Source organism: uncultured Bradyrhizobium sp., assembly GCF_936943645.1.
GTDB lineage: Bacteria > Pseudomonadota > Alphaproteobacteria > Rhizobiales > Xanthobacteraceae > Bradyrhizobium.
In genome coordinates this window covers 51,603-73,450 of record NZ_CAKZJO010000046.1, presented here as the reverse complement: position 1 = coordinate 73,450, position 21,848 = coordinate 51,603, and the positions used below count along the sequence as shown (strand labels likewise).

The window sequence follows — 21,848 nt, the reverse complement described above, 5'->3', positions numbered from 1 at the left end:
CGAAATCCGCCGCCGAGAGGCCCTTATTTCCTTGCTTCTGGCCGAAATCGCGCTATATAGCGCGCCATCTCACACGGAAGCATGGCTCGCAAGGCCGTCCGGTGGCAACCGGGGCGACAACGCTCTGTTTTGCTCACACGCTTCCGGAGGAACCAACCGGAGAATTAGAACGATGGCACTGCCCGATTTCACTATGCGTCAGCTGCTCGAAGCTGGCGTGCACTTTGGCCACCAGTCTCACCGCTGGAATCCGAAAATGGCTCCGTTCATTTTCGGCGCGCGCAACAACATCCACATCGTCGACCTCGCACAGACCGTGCCGATGCTGCACACGGCCCTTCAGGCCGTCAGCGACACCGTCGCCAAGGGCGGCCGTATCCTGTTCGTCGGCACCAAGCGCCAGGCGCAGGACGGCGTTGCTGACGCGGCCAAGCGCTGCGCGCAGTACTTCGTCAATTCGCGCTGGCTCGGCGGCACGCTGACCAACTGGAAGACGATCTCGGCCTCGATCAAGCGCCTGCGTCACCTCGACGACGTGCTCTCGGGCGGCGAAGCCAATTCCTACACGAAGAAGGAGCGCCTGACGCTTCAGCGCGAGCGCGACAAGCTCGACCGCTCGCTCGGCGGCATCAAGGACATGGGCGGTCTGCCCGACCTGATCTTCGTGATCGACACCAACAAGGAAGACATCGCGATCCAGGAGGCCCAGCGCCTCAACATTCCGGTCGCCGCGATCGTCGACACCAATTCCGACCCGAAGGGCATCACCTATGTGGTCCCCGGCAATGACGACGCCGGCCGTGCGATCGCGCTCTATTGCGACCTGATCGCGCGTGCCGCGATCGACGGCATCTCGCGCGCCCAGGGCGATTCGGGTATCGACATCGGTGCCTCGACCCGTCCGCTCGCCGAAGAGCTGCCGGCGGCGTCCTCGAGCGGCTTCCAGGGCCTTGCGGGTCCCCGCGGCACCGCCGACGATCTCAAGAAGCTTCCGGGCGTCTCGGGTGCGATCGAGAAGAAGTTCAACGACCTCGGTATCTTCCACTACTGGCAGCTCGCCGAGCTCGACCACGACACCGCGCACACGATCGGCGAAGAAGTCGGTCTGCCGAGCCGTGCGGATGCCTGGGTGGCCAAGGCCAAGGCGCTGACCGCGGAAGCGGAATAGTCAAAAAGAGCGATGGGTTGGCCGGATAGGATCCGGCCACCATTTCAGTTGACGCGAATTCCTGAGATGGACCGCGGCGGGGCAATTGGATGCCACGCCGCGGTAAACCGGCAGGCACAAAGGATTTTCAACGATGGCAACGATCACAGCTGCGATGGTCAAGGACCTGCGCGAGTCGACCGGCGCGGGCATGATGGACTGCAAGGCCGCGCTGACCGAAAACGACGGCAACATGGAAGCGGCGCAGGATTGGCTGCGCAAGAAGGGCCTGTCCAAGGCCGCCAAGAAGTCCGGCCGCGTCGCGGCCGAGGGCCTCATCGGCGCGCTCACCAAGGGCAACAAGGGCGTCGTGGTCGAGGTCAACTCCGAGACCGACTTCGTCGCGCGCAACGGCCAGTTCCAGGGCCTGGTGAAGATGGTCGCGCAGGTCGCGTTCGATGCCGGTGCCGACGTCGAGAAGATCAAGGCCGCCAAGGTCGGTGACGTCACGGTGGAAGCCGCGATCAACGACGCAATCGCCACCATCGGCGAGAACATGACGCTGCGCCGCGCCGCTTCGCTCGAAGTGAGCCAGGGCGTCGTCGCGCACTACATCCACGGTGCCGTCATCGACGGCGCTGGCAAGATGGGCGTGATCGTGGCGCTGGAATCGCCCGGTAAGGCCGACGAGCTCGCTGCGCTCGGCCGCCAGATCGCGATGCATGTCGCGGCCGCCAATCCGCTGGCGCTCGATCCGTCCGGTCTCGATCCGGCGGTCGTCAAGCGCGAGAAGGACGTGCTTGCGGACAAGTATCGCCAGCAGGGCAAGCCGGAGAACGTGATCGAGAAGATCGTCGAGTCCGGTCTGAAGACCTACTACAAGGAAGTCTGTCTGCTTGAGCAGGCCTTCATCCACGACACCGGCAAGTCGGTGGCGCAGGCGGTGAAGGAGGCCGAGGGCAAGGTCGGCGGCGCTGTGAAGATCGCCGGCTTTGTGCGCTATGCTCTCGGTGAGGGAATCGAGAAGCAGGAAAGCGACTTCGCAGCCGAAGTCGCCGCAGCCAGCGGCAAGAAGTAAGCGCCGGAACGATCCTTCCGGCGCGCCGCCGGAAGCGGCGCCCGGACAAGGAAAGTGCTCATGACTGATCCGGTCTATCGTCGCGTCGTGATCAAGCTGTCCGGCGAATATCTCGCGGGGCAGCAAGGCTTTGGCATCGATCAGACGACCGTCGACCGGGTTGCGGACGATGTGATCGCGGCCCGCAAGCTCGGCACCGAGGTCGCGGTCGTGATCGGCGGCGGCAATATCGTGCGCGGCGTCGAGGTCTCGGCCCGTGGCGTGTCGCGGCCGACCGGCGACACCATGGGCATGCTCGCCACCATGATGAACTGCCTCGCGCTGGAAGCGGCGATCGAGCGCAAGGGCACGCCGGCGCGGACGCTGTCGGCCTTCGTCATGCCCGAGATTTCCGAGCTGTTCACCCGCACTGCGGCGCACAAATATCTCGCCGAGGGCCGCATCGTGCTGCTCGGCGGCGGGACCGGCAATCCGTTCTTCACCACCGACACGACCGCGGTGCTGCGCGCCGCCGAGATCGGCGCCCAGGCGGTGCTGAAGGCGACCAATGTCGACGGCGTCTACTCGGCCGACCCGAAGAAGGATCCGTCCGCCACGCGATTTGACCGGCTGACCCATTCGCAGGCGATCGAGGGTGGCTACAAGGTGATGGATGCGACCGCCTTCGCGCTTGCCCGCGAGACGTCGCTGCCTATCATCGTATTCTCGATCGCGGAGCCGGGGTCGATCGGCGCGATTCTACGCGGCGTCGGCCACGGAACCATTGTCGCCGGCTGATGGCTGATCTGGCGCGCCCGAAGGGAAGGGCGCGGGAGCGGTCGCCGGGATTTGAAGGAGAAACGTGATGTCCACGGGTAATTTCGACCTCAACGAAGTGAAGCGCCGCATGCAGGGCGCCGTCGCCTCGCTCAAGCACGAGCTGGGCGGCCTGCGGACGGGGCGCGCCTCCGCCTCGATGCTCGATCCGGTGCAGGTCGATGCCTATGGCAGCCACATGCCGCTCAACCAGCTCGCGACCGTCAGCGTGCCCGAACCGCGCCTGATCTCGGTGCAGGTCTGGGACAAGTCGATGGTCAAGGCGGTCGAGAAGGCGATCGTCGATTCCAATCTCGGCCTGTCGCCCGCGACCGAAGGCCAGGTGCTGCGCCTGCGCATCCCTGAACTCAACGAGGAGCGGCGCAAGGAGCTGGTGAAGGTCGCGCATAAATACGCGGAAGCCGCCAAGGTCGCTGCGCGCCACGTCCGCCGCGACGGTCTCGACGTCCTCAAGAAGCTCGAGAAGAATCACGAGATGTCGGAGGACGACCAGAAGCGACACGCCGACGAGGTGCAGAAGGCGACCGACGGCACCATCGCCGAGATCGACCAGTTGCTGGCCGCCAAGGAAAAAGAAATTCTCACCGTCTAAAGCGCGATGAATGGTCATCGCGCTTTAGGTTATTGTTTGCGCATGATCTTTTCGGAAAACCGCTTCGCACTTTTCCGGATCATGCTTTGAGGCCACCTTCAATGTCCAACGCCGCCGCGCCTGCCACGGAAGGACCCGATCGGTCCGAGGCGCCCGCGCATGTCGCCATCATCATGGACGGCAACGGGCGTTGGGCGGCCGCGCGCGGTCTGCCGCGTGCGGAGGGGCATCGCCGCGGCGTCGAGGCTCTGCGCCGTGTGGTGCGGGCCTCGCACGAGCTCGGCATCCGCTATCTCACCATCTTCTCCTTCTCCTCGGAGAACTGGTCGCGCCCGGCGAGCGAGATCGGCGATCTCTTCGGCCTGCTCCGCCGCTTCATCCGCAACGATCTGGCCAGCCTGCACCGTGACGGCGTCAAGGTTCGCATCATCGGCGAGCGCGAGGGGCTGGAAAGCGACATCTGCGCGCTGCTCAACGAGGCCGAGGAGCTGACGCGCGACAACACGCGCCTCACGCTGGTCGTCGCCTTCAATTACGGCTCGCGGCAGGAGATCGCGAAGGCGGCGCAGAAGCTGGCGCGCGAGATCGCGGAGGGAAAGCGCGATCCTGCGACGATCGACGCCGAAACGCTCGGTGCGCATCTCGATGCACCCGACATTCCAGATCCCGATCTCATCATCCGCACCAGCGGCGAGCAGCGCCTGTCCAATTTCCTGATGTGGCAGGCCGCCTATAGCGAGCTCGTGTTCGTGCCGATCCACTGGCCCGATTTCGACAAGGCGGCGCTGGAGAGCGCAATCGCCGAATTCGCCAGGCGCGAGCGCCGTTTCGGCGGCCTGGTCGCGAAAACCGCCTCGTGAGCGAACACGATTCCGCACCGGCGGGCGCAAAGCCTGCCCCGAGCAATCTGGTGATGCGGGTCCTCGCAGCGCTGGTGCTGGCGCCGCTCACCATTGCGATCGCTTACGCCGGTGGCTGGCTGTGGGTGCTGCTCGTCACCCTGGTGTCGATCGGGCTGTTTGCAGAATGGCTGACGGTGGTCGGCGCAGGCTCCGCCGCGTTGACCGGGGCAGGGACGGTCGTCATCGCCATGATGGGCGCCGCCGTCGCCTTCGGCGGGCTCAAGACCTCCGTCATCGTCGGCCTCGTCGGCGGCGCGATCGTGACGCTGATCGCGCGCGGCAAGTTCGTTTGGGCGGCGACCGGATTTGCCTATGCCGCGGCTGCGCTGCTGGCCTCGATCCTGGTCCGGAAGGATCTCGTCAACGGCTTCTCCGCGCTGATGTTCGTGCTGCTCGTGGTGTGGGCGACGGACATCGGCGGCTATTTCGCCGGCCGCAGCATCGGCGGGCCGAAGCTCTGGCCGCGCGTGAGCCCGAAGAAGACCTGGGCCGGCGCGCTCGGGGGCTTTGTGGCGAGCCTCGTGGTTGCCGCCGGTTTTGCCGCTTGCGGGATCGGGAAGGCGGTTCCGCTGCTGCTGATCAGCGCGGTCCTGTCGGTCGTCTCGCAGGCGGGCGATCTGTTCGAATCCGCAGTGAAGCGGCGCTTCGGCGTCAAGGATTCCAGTCACTTAATTCCCGGCCATGGCGGGCTTATGGACCGCCTGGACGGTTTTGTCGCCGCCATCCTGGTGGCATGGATTATCGGCTTTCTCCGCCATGGTGTGCATAGCGCCGGAAGCGGTCTTATGGTTTGGTGAGGATATGAGCGCAGTCCCATTGCGTAACAACAAGGCTGCGGCGTCGTCCGTCCGCAGCGTCACGGTTCTCGGCGCCACCGGCTCGATCGGCGACAGCACGATGGATCTGCTGCGCGCCTCGCCCGAGCGCTATCGCGTCGAGGCGCTGACGGCGAATGGCAACGTCGCGGGCCTCGCGAAGCTCGCGAAGGAATTTTCCGCCCGTTACGTTGCGGTCGCCGACACCTCCAAGCTCGCCGAGCTGAAGGCCGCGCTGGCGGGAACGAGCACCGAATGCGGCGCCGGCGAAAGCGCGGTGATCGAGGCCGGCGCGCGTCCGGCCGATTGGGTGATGGCCGCCGTGAGCGGCGCTGCCGGGTTGAAGCCGGCGCTGGCCGCCGTCGATCGCGGCGCCCATGTCGCGCTCGCCAACAAGGAATGCCTGGTTTGCGCCGGCGATTTCTTCATGCAGCGCGCGGCCAAGGCGGGTGCCTGCATCCTGCCGGCCGATTCCGAGCACAACGCGCTGTTCCAGGCCCTGGCCTCGGGCAATCGCGACGAGCTGGTCCGCGTCATCATCACGGCCTCGGGCGGCCCGTTCCGCACCTGGAAGCCCGCCGATATCGAGCAGGCCACGCTGGAGCAGGCCCTGAAGCACCCGAACTGGAGCATGGGCCAGAAGATCACGATCGATTCCGCCTCGATGATGAACAAGGGGCTCGAGGTGATCGAGGCCTCCTATCTGTTCGCGCTTGCGCCCGACGAGATCGACGTGCTCGTGCATCCGCAGTCCATCATCCACGGTATGGTCGAGTTCTCCGACCGTTCGGTGATGGCCCAGCTCGGCGCCCCCGACATGCGCACGCCGATTGCGCATTGCCTCGGCTGGCCCGACCGGATCAAGGGGCCGGCGGCGAAGCTGGACCTCGCCAAGATCGGTCAGCTCACCTTCGAGGCGCCGGACTTCGAGCGCTTCCCCGGGCTTCGCCTGGCTTTCGATTCGCTCCGGACCGGGAAGGGGGCGACCACCGTCTACAACGCCGCTAACGAGGTTGCGGTCGCCGCGTTCATCGCCGGCAAGATCCGGTTCGGCGCGATTGCCCGGCTGGTGGAGGCAACTCTGGACGACTGGGTCCGCAGCGGGAACCAGGCGCCCATGACCTCAGCCGATGATGCAATCTCTGTTGACCATGTTGCGCGAAATAAAGCTGCCGCCCTATTGCCTCAAATTGCCTTAAAGGCATCCTAGATGGTTCGGGGCCAGGGCCTTGCGGCGCTGGATGAGGGAATTCGATGATTGACTTTTTTACCCATAGTTTCAATGCGTTGAGCCATGGGGTCTTGGGTTATGCGGTTCCCTTCCTGTTCGTCCTGACGATCGTCGTGTTCTTCCATGAGCTCGGCCATTTTCTGGTCGCGCGCTGGGCGGGCGTTCGTGTCCTGACCTTTTCGCTCGGTTTCGGACCTGAGCTGGTCGGTTTCAACGACCGCCACGGCACCCGCTGGAAGATCTCGGCGATCCCGCTCGGCGGCTACGTCAAGTTTTTCGGCGACGAGAGCGAAGCCTCGACCCCATCGGCCCAGACGCTCGCGGCCATGACGGCCGAGGAGCGCGCCGGCAGCTTCCACCACAAGAAGGTCGGTCCGCGCGCCGCCATCGTCGCGGCCGGCCCAATTGCCAATTTCATCCTGGGCGCGCTGATCTTCGCCGGCATGGCGCTGTATTACGGCAAGCCGAGCACGATCGCCCGGGTTGACGGCGTCGTCGCCGATGGAGCCGCGGCGGCGGCCGGGTTCAAGATCGGGGATGTCGTCGTCCAGATCGACGGCAAGCCGATCGAGAGCTTTGCTGACATGCAGCGAATCGTTGCGATGAATGCGGGTTCGGCGCTTGCCTTCCAGGTGAAGCGGGACGGCGCGATCGTTTCGCTGACCGCAACGCCGGCGCTGCTCGAGCGCAAGGATCCGTTCGGCAACAGCCACCGTCTCGGTGTGCTCGGCGTCGAGCACAAGTCGCAGGCCGGCGAGGCTTCGACCGCACCGGTCGGTGTCGGCGAGGCGCTCAAGATCGGGGTCGAGCAGGTCTGGTTCATTATTACCAGCACCTTCAAGTTCCTGGGCTCGCTGTTCGTCGGGCAGGGAAATCCCAACGAGGTCAGTGGCGTCCTGGGAATCGCGAAGATGTCCGGGCAGGCGGCCAGCGCCGGGTTCCAGTTCGTGATCAATTTGTGCGCAGTGCTGTCGGTGTCGATCGGCCTGTTGAACCTGTTCCCGATCCCGTTGCTCGATGGCGGCCACCTGATGTTCTACGCGGCGGAAGTGGTTCGCGGTCGGCCCCTGTCCGAGCGGACCCAGGAGATGGGGTTCCGAATCGGCCTCGGTTTGGTGCTGATGTTGATGGTGTTTGCGACCTACAACGACATCCTGCGGATGGCGGCTTCCTGATAGGGGCTTTTTTGTGGCGTGCCTTATGGCGTTGCTGATCAGCAACGTCTTGGAATGAAATTGGAATTACGGCGCTTTCGGCCGTTTGCGGCGTCGGTGAAATTGGCTACAAGCGGCCTGAACTTGGGGAATCTCCGGACCGGCGTTGGGGTTGGGTCTGGCACGGAATGATAAGGGCGCGTTGCGCATGAAGTTTGGACTGCGACTCCGGGGGGGCTTGCTCGCAACCCTGATCATGTTCGGCGCGCCGGTGATTGCCCCGGTCGGGGCTGTTTTCGTGTCTTCGTCTGCGTTCGCCCAGACGGTTCAGTCGATTTCCGTCGAAGGGAATCGCCGCGTCGAGGTGGAGACGATCCGCTCCTATTTCAAGCCGGGCCCGGGCGGCCGCCTGGATCAGGCCGCCGTCGATGACGGCCTCAAGGCACTGATCGAGACCGGCCTGTTCCAGGACGTCAGAATCAACCGCGGTTCCGGCGGCCAGATCATCGTCTCCGTGGTGGAAAACCCGGTGATTGGCCGCATTGCCTTCGAGGGCAACAAGAAGATCAAGGACGAGCAGCTCACCACTGAAGTCCAGTCCAAGGCCCGCGGCACCTTCTCGCGTGCCATGGTGCAGTCCGACACGCTGCGAATCGCCGAAATCTATCGCCGGTCCGGCCGCTACGACGTGCGCGTCACGCCCGAGATCATCGAGCAGCCGAACAACCGCGTCGACCTGATCTTCACGATCGAGGAGGGCGCCAAGACCGGCGTCAAGTCGATCGAGTTCGTCGGCAACAACGCGTTCTCGTCCTACCGCCTCCGGGACGTCATCAAGACGCGCGAATCGAACCTCCTGAGCTTCCTGGCCAGCGGCGACATCTACGATCCCGACCGCGTCGAAGCCGACCGCGACCTGATCCGCCGCTTCTATCTCAAGCACGGTTTCGCCGACGTCCAGGTCGTCGCTGCGCTCACCGAATACGATCCGGAGAAGAAGGGCTTCAACGTCACCTTCAAGATCGAGGAAGGGTCTCAATACCGCGTCGGTTCGGTCGACTTCCGCTCCAGCATTCCGAACTTCGATCCGTCCTCGCTGCGCGGCTATTCGCGCGTGTATGCCGGCTCGCTCTACAACGTCGAGTCGGTCGAGAAGTCGGTCGAGGAGATGCAGATCGAGGCCTCGCGCCGCGGCTATGCCTTCGCCGTGGTTCGGCCGGGCGGCGACCGTAATTTCGAGGCGCACACCGTCTCCGTCGTGTTCAACATCGACGAAGGCCCGCGCACCTATATCGAGCGCATCAACCTGCGCGGCAACACGCGCACGCGTGACTACGTGATCCGCCGCGAGTTCGACATCTCCGAGGGCGATGCCTACAACCGCGCGCTGGTCGACCGCGCCGAACGGCGCCTGAAGAACCTCGACTATTTCAAGAGCGTCAAGATCACGACGGAGCCGGGCTCCTCGAGCGATCGCGTGATCCTGGTCGTCGACATGGAAGAGAAATCGACCGGCGACTTCTCGATCTCGGGCGGTTACTCGACCACGGACGGCGCGCTGGCCGAAGTCTCGGTCTCCGAGCGCAACCTGCTCGGCCGGGGCCTGTTCGCCAAGGCGGCGGTGACCTACGGTCAGTATGCTCGCGGCTACTCGCTGTCGTTCGTCGAGCCGTATCTGCTCGACTACCGCGTCGCGCTCGGCCTCGACCTCTATCAGCGCCAGCAGCTGTCCAACAGCTACATCTCCTACGGTACCAAGACGCTCGGCTTCTCGCCGCGCCTCGGCTTCTCCCTGCGTGAAGATCTGGCGCTCCAGCTGCGCTACTCGATCTATCAGCAGGAAATCACGCTGCCGAGCTATCTGGCGAACTGTAACAACAACATCGGGGATGCCAACTACAACCCGAGCCCGGCCTTCATTGCCGCCGGCAATCCAATTGGCGCGAACACGTCGCCGCTCGGCTGCTACAGCGACGGTGAAGCCTCGCTCCCGGTGCGCAAGGAGCTTGCCAACGGCAAGACCCTGACCTCGGCGCTCGGCTATACGCTGACCTACAACACGCTGGACAACAACAAGAACCCGACCGACGGTCTGCTCGTCGACTTCCGCCAGGATTTCGCCGGCGTCGGCGGCGACGTCTCCTATCTGAAGTCGGTGATCGATGCGAAGTACTATACGCCGCTGGTCTCCGACATCGTCGGCCTCGTCCGCGTGCAGAGCGGCATGCTGAACAAGATCGGCAGCGATCTGCGCATGCTCGATCACTTCCAGATGGGCCCGAACCTCGTCCGCGGCTTTGCCCCGAACGGCATCGGCCCGCGCGACCTGAACCCGTTCGGCACGCAGGACGCGCTCGGCGGCACCAAATACTGGGGCGCTTCGCTCGAACTGCAGATGCCGTTCTGGTTCCTGCCGAAGGAAGTGGGTCTGAAGGGCGCGGTCTATGCCGATGCCGGCGGTCTCTACGACTATAAGGGACCGACGAGCTGGACGACGACGAACGAAGTCAATGCGCCCGGCTGTATCCCCTCGACCATCAATCCGTCGAGCACCGGAACCTGTACCGGCCTCGTCTATGACGATAGCAAGGTGGTTCGATCGTCGGTGGGCGTCGGCCTGATCTGGCAGTCCCCGTTCGGTCCGCTGCGCTTCGACTACGCCGTGCCGCTCAGCAAGGGCAAGTACGACCGTACGCAGGAATTCCGGTTCGGCGGCGGCACCACGTTCTAATTCGATCAGCAGGGCATGCGCCGGCCCCCAGTTGGGGCCGGTCTTCAAAAAGATCGTGCTCAATCCATGAGATAAGGCATGATGCGGCCTGACCGCTTCATGCCGAAGCCGGACCGCGACGGGGTGGAATGGCGCAGCCGACCTTCTTCAAAAAGCCGCCGGCCTCAACGCTGGCCGAGATCGCCGCTCTGACCAAGGCGCAGCTGGTCGACCCCGCAAGGGGCGAGCGCGTCATCACGGGCCTTGCTTCGCTCGACGAAGCCGGCCCGATGCATCTGGCGTTTTTCGACAACCTCAAATACGCCGATGAGCTCAGGGCGACCCGGGCCGGGGCGTGCCTGGTGAGCCCACGCTTCGAGGCCCAGGTGCCTGCCCATGTGGCCGTGCTGCGGGTGGCCCAGCCGTTCCGGGCCTTTGTCGGAATCGCGCGGGAATGGCACGGCGATGCGCTGCGTCCGCAATCCTGGTTCGGCATCGAGGGCATTGCGCCTTCGGCCATCATCGACCCTTCGGCCAGGCTCGAGGACGACGTCATCGTGGAACCGCTGACGGTCATCGGCGCGGACGTTGAGGTCGGCAGCGGCACCGTGATCGGCGCCGGCGCGGTCATCGGCCCCGGCGTCAAGATCGGCCGGGACTGCAATGTCGGCGCCCGCAGCGCCATCCAGTGCGCCCTGATCGGCAACAACGTGCTGATCCATCCCGGCTGCTCGATCGGGCAGGACGGCTACGGCTTCATCTTCTTCGGCCCCGAGGGCCATCTGAAGGTGCCCCAGACCGGCCGCGTGCTGATCCAGAACAATGTGGAGGTCGGCGCCGGCACCACCATCGACCGCGGGTCCCTGCGCGACACCGTGATCGGGGAGGGCACCAAAATCGACAATCAGGTCCAGATCGGCCACAATGTGACGATCGGCCGGAATTGTCTGCTGGCGGCCCAGATCGGCCTCGCGGGCAGCCTGACGATCGGCGACAACGTGGCGCTGGGAGCAAAGGTTGGCATCAACAACCACCTCAAGATCGGCGACGGCGCGCAGGTCACTGCGATGAGTGGGGTCAAGGACGACATCCCGCCTGGTGGTCGCTGGGGTGGCTTCTTTGCCAAGCCGACCAAGCAATGGTTCAAGGAAATTATCGCGGTGGAGCGCCTGGTGCGGGACAGCAAGGCCGATCCGAAGGACGAGGGACGGGAATGACGTCGGAATCACCTGTTAAGTTCGAGCTGGTGGACATCAACGCCATCCTCCAGACCCTGCCGCACCGCTTTCCGATGCTGCTGATCGACCGCGTGATCAACATCCGCGCCGACTACAGCGGTATCGGCATCAAGAACGTCACCTTCAACGAGCCGGCCTTCCAGGGACATTTCCCGGAGCGCCCGGTCTATCCTGGCGTCATGATGATCGAGGCGATGGCGCAGACGGCGGGCGTGATCGGCATCAAGTCGGTCGAAGGCACCGAGAAGCCGCGGGCGGTGTATTTCCTCACCATCGACAAGTGCAAGTTCCGCAAGCCGGTGCTTCCGGGTGATACCATCGAGTATCACATGCGCTCGCTCGGCCGCCGCAAGGCCATGTGGTGGTTTCACGGCGACGCCAAGGTCAACGGCGTGGTCGTCGCGGAAGCCGACGTCGGCGCCATGCTGACGGACTGAAGCGGCCGCGGACCAGTCTCACGCGCTGCAGTCGTAGCGGCCGCCGGCGGCCTCGCGCCTGATATGCCGGTTGTAGAACTGGCCCATCGACGGCGCGCCCAGAAGGCGGTCGACCGTCTCGGCCGCGACGCCGCAATAGCGCGTGTAGCCGCCGCTGGTCGCGACGACGAGATCGTGCTGTGCGCGGTCGTAGCAGACACGCCGAAGCACCGTGCTGCGATTGATGTCGCGGCATTCGAATGTCGCGAGGTCGATGGCGCCGCGATCGTTGGTCTCGACCGTCTCGGACACGATCGGCGCGGCCGCAAGCTGTGCGAGCAGGAGTGCCAAGGCCCTGACCACGAGTGCTGAAGCTCCACATGAACTTGCTGGCGAACCGGGACGGCCGCCTCATCCGATACTTGAAACACGGCGAGATGATACGTCACTGGACAGATCGGGCAAAGTCGCGCTAACCACCGGAAAACCGAGCGACTTCAACACATAATCAGAGCTTCCTAACGAGTAAGATTGCTTGATGAGCAAGATTGATCCCACCGCACGGATCGCGGACGGCGCCGTGATCGGCGAGGGCACCGAGATCGGCCCGTTTTGCATCATCGGCCCGAACGTCGTGATCGGTGCCAACTGCAAGCTGATCGGGCATGTGCACGTCACCGCGCAGACGACGATCGGTGACGATTGCACCATCTATCCCTTTGCTTCGCTGGGCACCCCGCCGCAGTCGCTCAGCTATCGAGGCGAGCTGACAAAGCTCCGAATCGGCTCGGGCTGCACCATCCGGGAATCCGTCACGATGAACGCCGGCACCGTCGCCGGCGGCGGCATTACCACGGTTGGCGATCGCGGCTACTTCATGAATTGCAGCCACGTCGGCCATGACTGCCACGTCGGCAATGACGTGATCTTCGCAACGTCAGCGACGCTCGGCGGTCATTGCGAGATCGGCGACTTCGTCTTCATTGGCGGCCTGTCCGCCGTGCATCAGTTCACCCGCATCGGCCCGCAGGTCATGGTCGGTGGCGTGTGCGGCGTCCGCGACGACATCATCCCGTTCGGCTTGGTCAATGGCCAGTACGCCGTGCTGGAAGGCCTCAACCTGATCGGCATGAAGCGGCGCAAGTTCACCAAGCAGCGGCTGGCGACCGTGCGTGGGTTCTACCAGAAACTCTTCCATGGCCCCGGCACCTTCGCCGAGCGGCTGGAGGCCTCCCGGCCGCTCGCGGGCGAAGATCCGGCGATCGCCGAGATTCTCGACTTCATCGGCAAGGGCAAGCGCCCGCTCTGCCTTCCCGCCATCGCGAAGTGATTTTGGGATGGCCGCGGGCATGACATCAGCGGCTTCGGAGCTCTCATCGCCGGTCGGCATCGTCGCCGGCGGCGGGGCGATGCCGTTCGCGGTCGCCGACTCGCTCGCCGCCCGCGGCATCACGCCGGTGCTGTTTCCCCTTCGAGGTGCCTGCGATCCGACGCGGGTGGAGCAATTCCGTCACCGCTGGATCTCGGTCGGCCAGCTCGGTCGCGCGATGCGGCTGTTTCGCGAGGAGGGGTGCCGCGATCTGATCTTCATCGGCACCTTGGTGCGGCCCTCGCTCTCGGAGATCCGGTTCGACGTCAAGACGCTGCGCTTGCTCGGCAACGTCATCCGCGCCTTTCGCGGCGGTGACGATCATCTGTTGTCCGGCGTCGGTCGCATCCTCGAGCAGGACGGCTTTCGCATGGTCGGCATCAAGGACGTGGCGCCCGATCTGCTGATGCCCGAGGGCAGCATCAGCCGTGCCTGGCCGAATGATAATGCCAAGGCCGACATCGCGCGCGGCCGTGCGGTGCTGACCGCGCTCGGCCCGTTCGACATCGGCCAGGCCGCGGTGGTGATCGACGGCCATGTCGTGGCGGTCGAGGACATCGAGGGCACCGACGCGCTGCTCGCGCGCGTCGCGCGGCTGCGCGAGGAGGGACGTATTCGCGCGGCTGCCGGCCGCGGCGTGCTGGTGAAGGCGCCGAAGAGCGGCCAGGATTTGCGCTTCGATCTGCCGACGATCGGCCCGCGCACCATCGAGGGCGTCGCGGCCGCCGGGCTTGCGGGTATCGCCGTCATCGCCGGCAACACCATCGCCGCCGAGCCGCAGGCGATGATCGCGCTTGCCGACGCGAAATATCTCTTCATCATCGGCCTGCCGGCGTGATGCAGTCGCGCGATCCCCAGCGCAAGATCTTCCTGATCGCCACGGAGGAATCCGGCGACCGGCTCGGCAGCGCCTTGATGAAGGTGCTGCGTCAGCGGCTCGGCGACGGCGTCGAGTTCGTCGGCGTCGGCGGCCGCACCATGGCGCGCGAGGGACTCGAATCGCTGTTTCCGATCGAGGAACTGTCGATCGTCGGCTTCGCCGCGGTGGTGCAGCAATTGCCGAAGATCCTGGGGCTGATCCGCAACACCGCGGACGCCGTGCTGGAGGCGGCGCCCGACGCGCTCGTCATCATCGACAGCCCGGATTTCACCCATCGCGTCGCCCGCCGCGTGCGCGCAAAGAATTCCGCGATCCCTGTTATCGATTACGTCTCGCCGCAGCTTTGGGCGTGGCGGCCGGGACGGGCGCGGACCATGCTCGGCTATGTCGACCATGTGCTCGGCCTGTTGCCGTTCGAGCCCGAGGAATACCGCAAGCTCGGCGGACCGCCCTGCAGCTATGTCGGCCATCCCCTGGTCGAACAATTGTCGTCGCTGCGGCCGAACGCCGAGGAGCAGGCGCGCCGCGATGCTGAGCCGCCGGTGCTGCTGGTGCTGCCCGGCAGCCGCCGCAGCGAGGTCCGCCACCATCTCGACGTGTTCGGCGCGACGCTCGCCCGCTTGCAGGCGGAAGGCCACGCCTTCGAACTGATGCTGCCAACCATGCCGCATCTCGAAGCCACCATCCGCGAAGGAATCGCGGACTGGCCGGTCAAGCCGCAGATCGTGATCGGCGAAAACGAGCGGCGCGCCGCCTTCCGCATCGCGCGCGCGGCGCTGGCCAAGTCGGGCACGGTGACGCTGGAGCTCGCGCTGTCGGGCATCCCGATGGTGACAACCTATCGCGTCGGTGCGATCGAGGCCTTCATCCTGCGCCGCGCGATCCGTGTCTCCTCGGTGATCCTCGCCAATCTCGTGATCGGCAAGGACGTGATTCCGGAGTATTTGCAGGAGGAGTGCATACCGGAGAAGCTGACGCCGGCGCTGGCGGAGCTGCTGACGGACACTCCGCTGCGGCGGCAGCAGGTCGAGGCCTTTGCCCAGCTCGATCAGATCATGTCGACCGGCAACAAGTCACCGAGCGTGCTCGCAGCCGACATCGTGCTCGCGACGATGCGGAAGGGGCGGCGATAAGACGACGGTCCCGTAGGGTGGGCAAAGGCGCGTCGCGCCGTGCCCACGATTCGTTGCGATAAGAAGAATTCGTGGGCACGCTTCGCTTTGCCCACCCTACGACACCTTGGACGTTGCGACAGTGTGGCCCATCATGCTCTACGCCATCCCCGCATCCACACGGAAACACTGGCTGGTGATGCGCTGGCTTTCGTCGGAGGCGAGGAACAGCGCCATATTGGCGATGTCCTCGGGCGTGACGGCATCCGGAACGGCCTGACGCGCGCGCATCTCGGTGATGACTTTCTCGTCCGGATACCACAGCCGGCGCTGCCGTTCGGTGATTACCATGCCGGGCGCAATCGCGTTGACGCGGATGCGGTCGGGGCCGACCGATCGCGCCAGAGAGTTGGTGAAGCCGACGACGGCCGCCTTCGCTGCGGCATAGACGGGCAGCGCCGGCGCGCCGCGCATCCAGGCGATCGAGGACATGTTGATGATCGAGCCGCCGCCGCGCGCCTTCATCTGCGGCACCACCGCTTGCGCGGCAAAGAAGACGTGCTTGAAGTTGACACCGGTCATCCAGTCGAACTCGACGGGCGTCACCTCAGCCAGCACCTGACGCTGGTCATTGGCGGCATTGTTGACGAGCACCGCGGCGTCGCCGAGCTTTCGCTGCACGTCTGCCATGGCGGCGCGCAGGGCGTCGATATCCAGGAGATCGCAGGGCACGAACAGCGGCGCCGTATTGGATGCGGCGACGACTTCCGCGGCCAGCGCGGCGCCGGCCGCCTGGTCGATATCGAGGAACGCGACGCGGGCGCGCTGGGCGGCGAAGGCGCGCACGAAGGCGGCACCGATGCCGCTGGCGCCGCCGGTGATCAGCACCACGCGGTCTGCGAGGCTCGAATAGGTCGTCGTGGTCATGCGATCAGTCGCTCCGTTTCGGGGTCGAACAGGCAAACGCGGCGGGTGTCGAGCGCGAAGGAGGCGGATGTGCCCGGCGCGGGACGGATATCGGGCGAGATCCGCGCCATTGCGGGTTCGCCCCCGAGGCGCAGCGACACCATGGTCTCGGCACCGGTCGGCTCGACCATGTCCACCGGCGCTTCGACGAGGACAGGCGCTTCTCCTGAAAACGCGCGGCTGCCCTCGGCAATGCATTCCGGCCGGATGCCGACCACGACGTCGCGTCCGACAAAGGGCGCCGCGCCGTCATAGTCTCTCAGGCGCAGGCGGATTTCGTCCGGCCGGCCTGCGCCGATCACGGCCACCAGCCCGTCCTTGTCGCTCTCGAGCCGGGCCCGCATCGTGTTCATCGGCGGCGAGCCCATGAAGCGGGCGACGAACAGATTGGCGGGATAACGGTACACGGTGTCGGGATCGGCGAATTGCTGCACGCGGCCCTGATGCATTACGGCGATTCGCGTCGCCATCGTCATGGCCTCGATCTGGTCGTGGGTGACATAGACGATGGTGGCGCCGATGCGCTGGTGCAGCCGCTTGATCTCCATCCGCATCTCGACGCGCAGCTTGGCGTCGAGATTGGAGAGCGGCTCGTCGAACAGGAAGAGCAGGGGATCGCGGACCAGCGCGCGCCCCATCGCGACACGCTGGCGTTGGCCGCCGGAGAGCTGCGACGGCTTGCGGGCGAGCAGGGGCTCGATCTGAAGCAGCTTTGCGACGTTTGCAACCGCGGCGTCCTGCTCCGCCTTGGGCACGTGCCGGCATTCCATGCCGAAAGTGATGTTCTGCCGCACCGTCATGGACGGATAGAGCGCGTAGGACTGGAACACCATGGCAATGTCGCGGTCCTTCGGCGCGACATTGTTGACGACGCGCCCGCCGATCTCGATCGTCCCGGCGCTCGGACGGTCGAGCCCGGCGACGATGTTGAGCAGGGTGGACTTGCCGCAGCCGGACGGTCCGACCAGCACGGTGAATTCGCCGCTCTCGATGTCGAGCGCGATGTCCTTCAGCACCTCCAGATTGGCGTAGCGCTTGGACAGGGCGCGGATGCTCAGGGCTGCCATGAGGTCTCCATCATTTCACGGCCCCGGCAGTCAGGCCGCGGACGAAGTATTTGCCGCCGAGGAGATAGATCAGCAGCGTGGGCAGCGCGGCGATGATCACCGCCGCGCTCTGCACGCCATGCTGCGGGATATCGGCGACGGCGGCGGAAAGGGCGATGAGAGCGGCCGTGACCGGTTGCTGCTGGCCGTTGGTGAACGTCACACCATAGAGGAACTCGTTCCAGATATGGGTGAACTGCCAGATCACGGTGACGATCAGGATCGGCCCGGACAGTGGCAGGATGATGCGCCAGAAGATGCGGAAGAATCCGGCGCCGTCGATCCGCGCGGCCCGGATCAATTCATGGGGAATGGCAACGTAGTAGTTCCGGCAGAACAGGGTCGTGAAGGACAGCCCCTGGATGGTGTGGATCAAGACGAGGCCCGCCAGCGTGTTGATGAGGCCGATGTCCCTGAGCACGATGGTCCAGGGCAAGAGGCGCATCTGCTGCGGCAGGAAAAGGCCGAGCGTAACGATGCCGTAGATCCAGGTGTCGCCGCGAAAGCGCCAGAGCGACACGGCGTATCCGGCGATCGCACCGAGCAGGGTCGAGAAGATGGTCGCGGGGATCGTGACCAGCGCGGAATTCAGCATGTAGGGCCGGATGCCGGCGCAGGTCTCGGCGACGCAGAAGCCGCTCCAGGCTGCGGCGTAATTGGCCCAGGCCAGATGCTGCGGCCAGCCGATCATCGACCCCTGTGCGATCTCCTCGTTGGTCCGCAGCGAGTTCAGAACGACGACGATCAGCGGCGCGAGCCAGGCTGCGGCGATCAGTGAGACGACGAGATAGATCCAGATCCGGCTCGGGGCGAAGGTACGGTCACGCATGAGCGGCCCGCCGTCGCTGGATATACCGCCAGGCCGCATACGGGAGCAGCACCGCGAGAAGAATGAGCAGCATCAGCACCGCCGCCGCGGCGCCCCGGCCGAGCAGGCTGCGCTGGAACATCAAGTCGTAGACGACAAGAGCCGGCAGCTGGGTCGCGATTCCCGGACCTCCATTGGTGAGCGCGCGGACGAGGTCAAAGGTCGAAATCGCGAACTGCAGCTGGATCACGACCACCGTGATGGTGATCGGCCACAGCGACGGCAGAATGATGCGTCGGTAGATTCGGACCGGCCCGGCGCCGTCGATCTGTGCGGCCTTGATGATGTCGGCGTCGACGGAGCGAAGGCCGGCGAGGAAAAGCGCCATGGCAAAGCCCGAGGATTGCCAGATCGCAGCGATGACGATGGTCCAGATCGCCATGTCTCGGTCGATCAGCCAGTCGAACCTGAACGTGGTCCAGCCGAGATCGTGGACCAGCTTCTGGATGCCGAGGCCGGGATTGAGCAGCCAGCTCCAGACCGTGCCGGTGACCACGAACGACACTGCGAGGGGATAGAGGAAGATCGATCGCAGCACGTTCTCGCCGCGGATGCGCTGATCGAGCAGGATCGCGAGGATGAGGCCGGTCGCCGCGCTCAACACCACGAAGGCGCAGCCGAACAGCAGCAGATTGTCGAAGGCGATCTGCCAGTTCCGCGACGCCGCGACCGCCGAATAGTTGCGCAAGCCCACCCAGCCCGTCACAGGAACCAGCGTCGACGGCGTGAACGAAATCCAGATCGTCCACAGCGAGAACGATACGAGGTGCGCGGCTGACAGCAGCAGCGGCACCCAGATCATCAGATATTCGGGCAGCCGGCGCACCCATTCAGGGAGCGACGGCGGGCCCGGTCTTAACGCGGCGGCTTTGCTCAACGTGCGCCCTCGATGGCCTCGGCAAGACGAGTGGCCGCTTGCTCCGGCTTGATCGATTTGTTCTTCACGTATTCCGTGATCACATCGATCATCGCGGCCGTCATGCCGTTTTCCTGCGCCATGTTGTGCGCCATGCTGAGCACGGCCTGGTTGCTGGCGATGGCGTCCTTCAGGGCTTTTGCGGTGGTGCGTTGACCCTCCGACCAGCCTTCGCCGGACAGGTCGACGTCGGTGCGCACGGGGATCGATCCCGTGATCTGCGAATACATGGTCTGGATCGCCGGATCCATGACGAGCTGGGCCATCAGCGTCTGGCCGGCCTGCAGGTCCGCCTCCTTGCGCTGCCAGAAGATGAAGGCGTCGGCATTGAGCAGGAACACCGGCTTGCCGTTGTCGCTCGGGCCCGGCGCAATGGTGAAGTCCTCGAACTTGAAGCCGGCATTGCGCAACACGCCCTGCGCCCAGCCGCCCATGATCATCATGCCCATGTCGCCGTCGACGAAGCGCTTCAGATTGGTCGAGAAGTGCTGGGCGCCGACATTGGGGTCCATCCAGTCGGCGATCTTGCGTACCTGCGCGAACGCGGCCTTGATCTCCGGACCCTCCAGCGCCTTCTTCTCGAGATTCATGATGGCGGCGCGATAGGCGAGCGGGCTGATGCTGGCGAGAGCAGCTTCGAATTTTTGCCCGTCGTCGGGGCGGGTGCCGCCGTTGGCGACGGGGAAGGGGACGCCGCCCGATTTCATCTTTTCTGCGAGGTCGTTGAAGTCAGCCCATGTGACCGGGATCTTGTCGGCCTTGGCCTTGTCCATCGCGCGTTTGGACAGGAACAGCATGTTGGTGCTGTAGATCTGCAGCGGCAGCGCGATCCATTTGCCGCCCGGCTTGTGCAGTTTCGCAAGGTCTGGCGCCACGACCTTCTCGTAGCCGGCGGCGGCGACGAGCGCATCGAGATCGACGGTCGGGGCAATCTTCGACCAGGCTGCAATCTCGGGACCCTTGAGCTGCGAGCAGGCCGGTGGATCGCCTGCCATGATCTGGGCGCGCAGCTTGTTCATCATCTCGGTGGTGAAACCGGGGACGGGCGAGTGCTGCCACACGCCGCCCTTCTCCTCGAACTTCTTGCCGAGTGCGGTGATGGCTGCGCCATCGCTGCCCGCGGACCATTGCGAGATGGCGGTGAGGCGCGGCTTGACGGCGCCTTGCGCGCGGGCAAAGGCCGGCAATGCGAGCGTGGCAACGGATCCAGCGAGCAGACGACGCCTTGTTGTTGTGATCGGCATGGCAGTTCCTCCCGGTGTGAAGTCTTTCGCGCATGTGAACGTTCGGGTTCAGCGCATGTCAGGCGGCCTCCGTCGAGGTGGCGGGCATGCCGCCACGGCTGGCGAGACAGAAGGCGGCGAAGGCGAGGGCTGCCTGCGGATCGTTGCCGGTCGACGGCGGCACGAAGGCGAGGGACACCTGCGCCAATTTGCGTCCGCCCAGCAGGCACGCGTCGATGCCCTCGATCACGGCGTTGCGATCGTCGTCGGCGAGCAGCGACGGCCAGCCACTGATCGCAACGCCGCTACACGGCTTCACGTTCAGTGTATTGCCGACCGCAAGGCCAAGGCGGAACAGGCGCCGGCGCAGCTCCTGGCGCACGCGCGAGGTGAGCGGGATCGTGTTCACCCAGTCGCTGCCGAGCCGGAGCAATTCGGTCTCGGCAACGCCGAGGAGCCCGGCCACGGCGGGAAGCGACGTGTAGGCCTCGACGCAGCCGTGGTGGCCGCAGCGGCAACGTGGCCCGTCGGGGCCGAACACCATGTGGCCGAGCTCGACCGGCTGGAGCGCGTCGGCCTCGGTTGGATCGTCCATCCAGGTGCCCGCAACGCCCTGGCTGACCAGGACGAACAGATGGGCGTCGTTGAACGGATAGTTTTCCGTGCGGGAGCGATGGAACGTGGCGTGCGCGACGACCGAATTGGTGAATTCGAGCGGCACGTCGGCGAACATCTCGACGAACATGCCATTGATGCGTCCGACGTCGCAAGGGATGATCGGATTGGCCGAGATGCTGAGACGGCCGAGGCCGGGAATGGAGACGCCGATCTGGGACAGCGTGATCCGGCGGCGCCGCGTCCAGTCGCGCAGCAATGTCATGGCTTCGCGAAACGCACGGCCGACGGTCTCGACGGTCTGTGTCTTCGGCAGCGGCACGCGCTCGGTGTAGCGCAGCTCCCCCGACAGGCTGCCGACGCCGACGCTGAGATGCTGTGCGGTCAGCTCAAACGCCGCGAGCGCAACCGAGCCATCGAGCGACACGAGGCCGGTCGGGCCGCCGACGTAAGGGGCAGGGCGCCGCACCTCCTCGATCAGGCCCTCGGATTTGAGGTCAAACAGGATGCGCGACAGGCTCGCTTCCGACAGCCGCACGGCCTTGGCCAGAGGCGGGCGAAACGAGCCGCCCGACTGAAGCAGATGAGTCAAAATGGCAGCGCGCGTCTGCCGCCGACTTCTCGGCTGCTCCGGCATTTCCATCCCTGTCGTCATTCTTACTTAGTGTAAGAATGCGCGCGGAGCGTTTCTGCT

Annotated in this window: 21 protein-coding genes; 14 read left to right on the top strand and 7 right to left on the bottom strand. The window is 65.1% G+C overall.

All coding sequences use genetic code 11. From position 1 onward, the window contains the following. The first annotated feature begins 172 nt into the window (after positions 1-172). From Q0743_RS07510 to fabZ, 11 genes are all read left to right on the top strand, one after another. The gene (locus Q0743_RS07510; RefSeq protein ID WP_298240929.1) at positions 173-1,168 is read left to right on the top strand and encodes a 30S ribosomal protein S2; all 996 of its coding nucleotides are present in this window, start codon (positions 173-175) and stop codon (positions 1,166-1,168) included. A 133-nt stretch (positions 1,169-1,301) separates the two neighbouring features. Further along, a complete protein-coding gene (gene tsf, locus Q0743_RS07505; protein ID WP_298240928.1) occupies positions 1,302-2,225 on the top strand; it encodes a translation elongation factor Ts in 924 nt (307 codons plus the stop codon). Positions 2,226-2,285: 60 nt separating this feature from the next. After that, positions 2,286-3,002 carry a UMP kinase gene (pyrH, locus tag Q0743_RS07500; RefSeq protein WP_097662471.1) on the top strand — a complete coding sequence of 239 codons (717 nt, stop codon included), beginning with the start codon at positions 2,286-2,288 and terminating at the stop codon, positions 3,000-3,002. A gap of 67 nt (positions 3,003-3,069) precedes the next feature. Further along, positions 3,070-3,633 carry a ribosome recycling factor gene (gene frr / locus Q0743_RS07495; RefSeq protein WP_298240927.1) on the top strand — a complete coding sequence of 188 codons (564 nt, stop codon included), beginning with the start codon at positions 3,070-3,072 and terminating at the stop codon, positions 3,631-3,633. 101 nt (positions 3,634-3,734) lie between these two features. Further along, the gene (locus tag Q0743_RS07490) at positions 3,735-4,493 is read left to right on the top strand and encodes an isoprenyl transferase (RefSeq protein ID WP_298240926.1); all 759 of its coding nucleotides are present in this window, start codon (positions 3,735-3,737) and stop codon (positions 4,491-4,493) included. Then, complete coding sequence (locus tag Q0743_RS07485) at positions 4,490-5,332, top strand: phosphatidate cytidylyltransferase (RefSeq protein ID WP_298240925.1); 843 nt, start codon at positions 4,490-4,492, stop codon at positions 5,330-5,332. Before Q0743_RS07490 ends, Q0743_RS07485 begins: the two co-directional genes overlap by 4 nt. A gap of 4 nt (positions 5,333-5,336) precedes the next feature. Next, complete coding sequence (gene dxr, locus Q0743_RS07480; RefSeq protein ID WP_298240924.1) at positions 5,337-6,560, top strand: 1-deoxy-D-xylulose-5-phosphate reductoisomerase; 1,224 nt, start codon at positions 5,337-5,339, stop codon at positions 6,558-6,560. A gap of 44 nt (positions 6,561-6,604) precedes the next feature. Continuing rightward, positions 6,605-7,756, top strand: a complete 1,152-nt coding sequence (gene rseP / locus Q0743_RS07475; RefSeq protein ID WP_100179733.1) for an RIP metalloprotease RseP — start codon at positions 6,605-6,607, stop codon at positions 7,754-7,756. Positions 7,757-7,943: 187 nt separating this feature from the next. Further along, entirely contained in the window at positions 7,944-10,466 is a 2,523-nt protein-coding gene (gene bamA / locus Q0743_RS07470; RefSeq protein ID WP_298240923.1) for an outer membrane protein assembly factor BamA, read from the top strand. Between the two features lie 128 nt (positions 10,467-10,594). Further along, positions 10,595-11,662: a UDP-3-O-(3-hydroxymyristoyl)glucosamine N-acyltransferase gene (gene lpxD, locus Q0743_RS07465; protein WP_298240922.1), complete on the top strand. Its 1,068-nt coding sequence runs from the start codon at positions 10,595-10,597 to the stop codon at positions 11,660-11,662. Then, the gene (gene fabZ, locus Q0743_RS07460; RefSeq protein WP_298240921.1) at positions 11,659-12,120 is read left to right on the top strand and encodes a 3-hydroxyacyl-ACP dehydratase FabZ; all 462 of its coding nucleotides are present in this window, start codon (positions 11,659-11,661) and stop codon (positions 12,118-12,120) included. Before lpxD ends, fabZ begins: the two co-directional genes overlap by 4 nt. Before the next feature lie 18 nt (positions 12,121-12,138). Here fabZ and Q0743_RS07455 read toward each other — a convergent pair whose 3' ends face one another. Beyond that, on the bottom strand, positions 12,139-12,462 hold the full coding sequence (locus Q0743_RS07455; protein WP_298240920.1) for a KTSC domain-containing protein: 324 nt from the start codon (positions 12,460-12,462) through the stop codon (positions 12,139-12,141). Between the two features lie 175 nt (positions 12,463-12,637). On the opposite strand from Q0743_RS07455, the gene lpxA reads away from it, so the two are divergent. Genes lpxA through lpxB form a run of 3 tightly spaced genes read left to right on the top strand, consistent with a single transcriptional unit; the run spans position 12,638 to position 15,481 of the window. Continuing rightward, a complete protein-coding gene (lpxA, locus tag Q0743_RS07450; protein ID WP_298240919.1) occupies positions 12,638-13,429 on the top strand; it encodes an acyl-ACP--UDP-N-acetylglucosamine O-acyltransferase in 792 nt (263 codons plus the stop codon). Positions 13,430-13,448: 19 nt separating this feature from the next. After that, the gene (locus Q0743_RS07445) at positions 13,449-14,306 is read left to right on the top strand and encodes an LpxI family protein (protein WP_298240918.1); all 858 of its coding nucleotides are present in this window, start codon (positions 13,449-13,451) and stop codon (positions 14,304-14,306) included. Further along, entirely contained in the window at positions 14,303-15,481 is a 1,179-nt protein-coding gene (lpxB, locus tag Q0743_RS07440) for a lipid-A-disaccharide synthase (RefSeq protein WP_298240917.1), read from the top strand. Before Q0743_RS07445 ends, lpxB begins: the two co-directional genes overlap by 4 nt. Before the next feature lie 138 nt (positions 15,482-15,619). On the opposite strand, the gene Q0743_RS07435 is transcribed toward lpxB, so the two are convergent. The 6 genes from Q0743_RS07435 to Q0743_RS07410 all read right to left on the bottom strand — a co-directional run bounded on the left by Q0743_RS07435 (position 15,620) and on the right by Q0743_RS07410 (position 21,797). Further along, a complete protein-coding gene (locus tag Q0743_RS07435; RefSeq protein WP_298240916.1) occupies positions 15,620-16,387 on the bottom strand; it encodes an SDR family oxidoreductase in 768 nt (255 codons plus the stop codon). Next, entirely contained in the window at positions 16,384-17,493 is a 1,110-nt protein-coding gene (locus Q0743_RS07430) for an ABC transporter ATP-binding protein (protein WP_298240915.1), read from the bottom strand. Before Q0743_RS07430 ends, Q0743_RS07435 begins: the two co-directional genes overlap by 4 nt. A 10-nt stretch (positions 17,494-17,503) precedes the next feature. Beyond that, the gene (locus tag Q0743_RS07425) at positions 17,504-18,361 is read right to left on the bottom strand and encodes a carbohydrate ABC transporter permease (RefSeq protein ID WP_298240914.1); all 858 of its coding nucleotides are present in this window, start codon (positions 18,359-18,361) and stop codon (positions 17,504-17,506) included. Further along, on the bottom strand, positions 18,354-19,202 hold the full coding sequence (locus Q0743_RS07420; protein WP_298240932.1) for a carbohydrate ABC transporter permease: 849 nt from the start codon (positions 19,200-19,202) through the stop codon (positions 18,354-18,356). Before Q0743_RS07420 ends, Q0743_RS07425 begins: the two co-directional genes overlap by 8 nt. 71 nt (positions 19,203-19,273) lie before the next feature. Then, positions 19,274-20,560, bottom strand: coding sequence for an ABC transporter substrate-binding protein (locus tag Q0743_RS07415; RefSeq protein WP_298240913.1), 1,287 nt, complete (start codon positions 20,558-20,560; stop codon positions 19,274-19,276). Positions 20,561-20,618: 58 nt separating this feature from the next. Then, complete coding sequence (locus Q0743_RS07410) at positions 20,619-21,797, bottom strand: ROK family transcriptional regulator (protein WP_298240931.1); 1,179 nt, start codon at positions 21,795-21,797, stop codon at positions 20,619-20,621. Positions 21,798-21,848 lie beyond the last annotated feature (51 nt).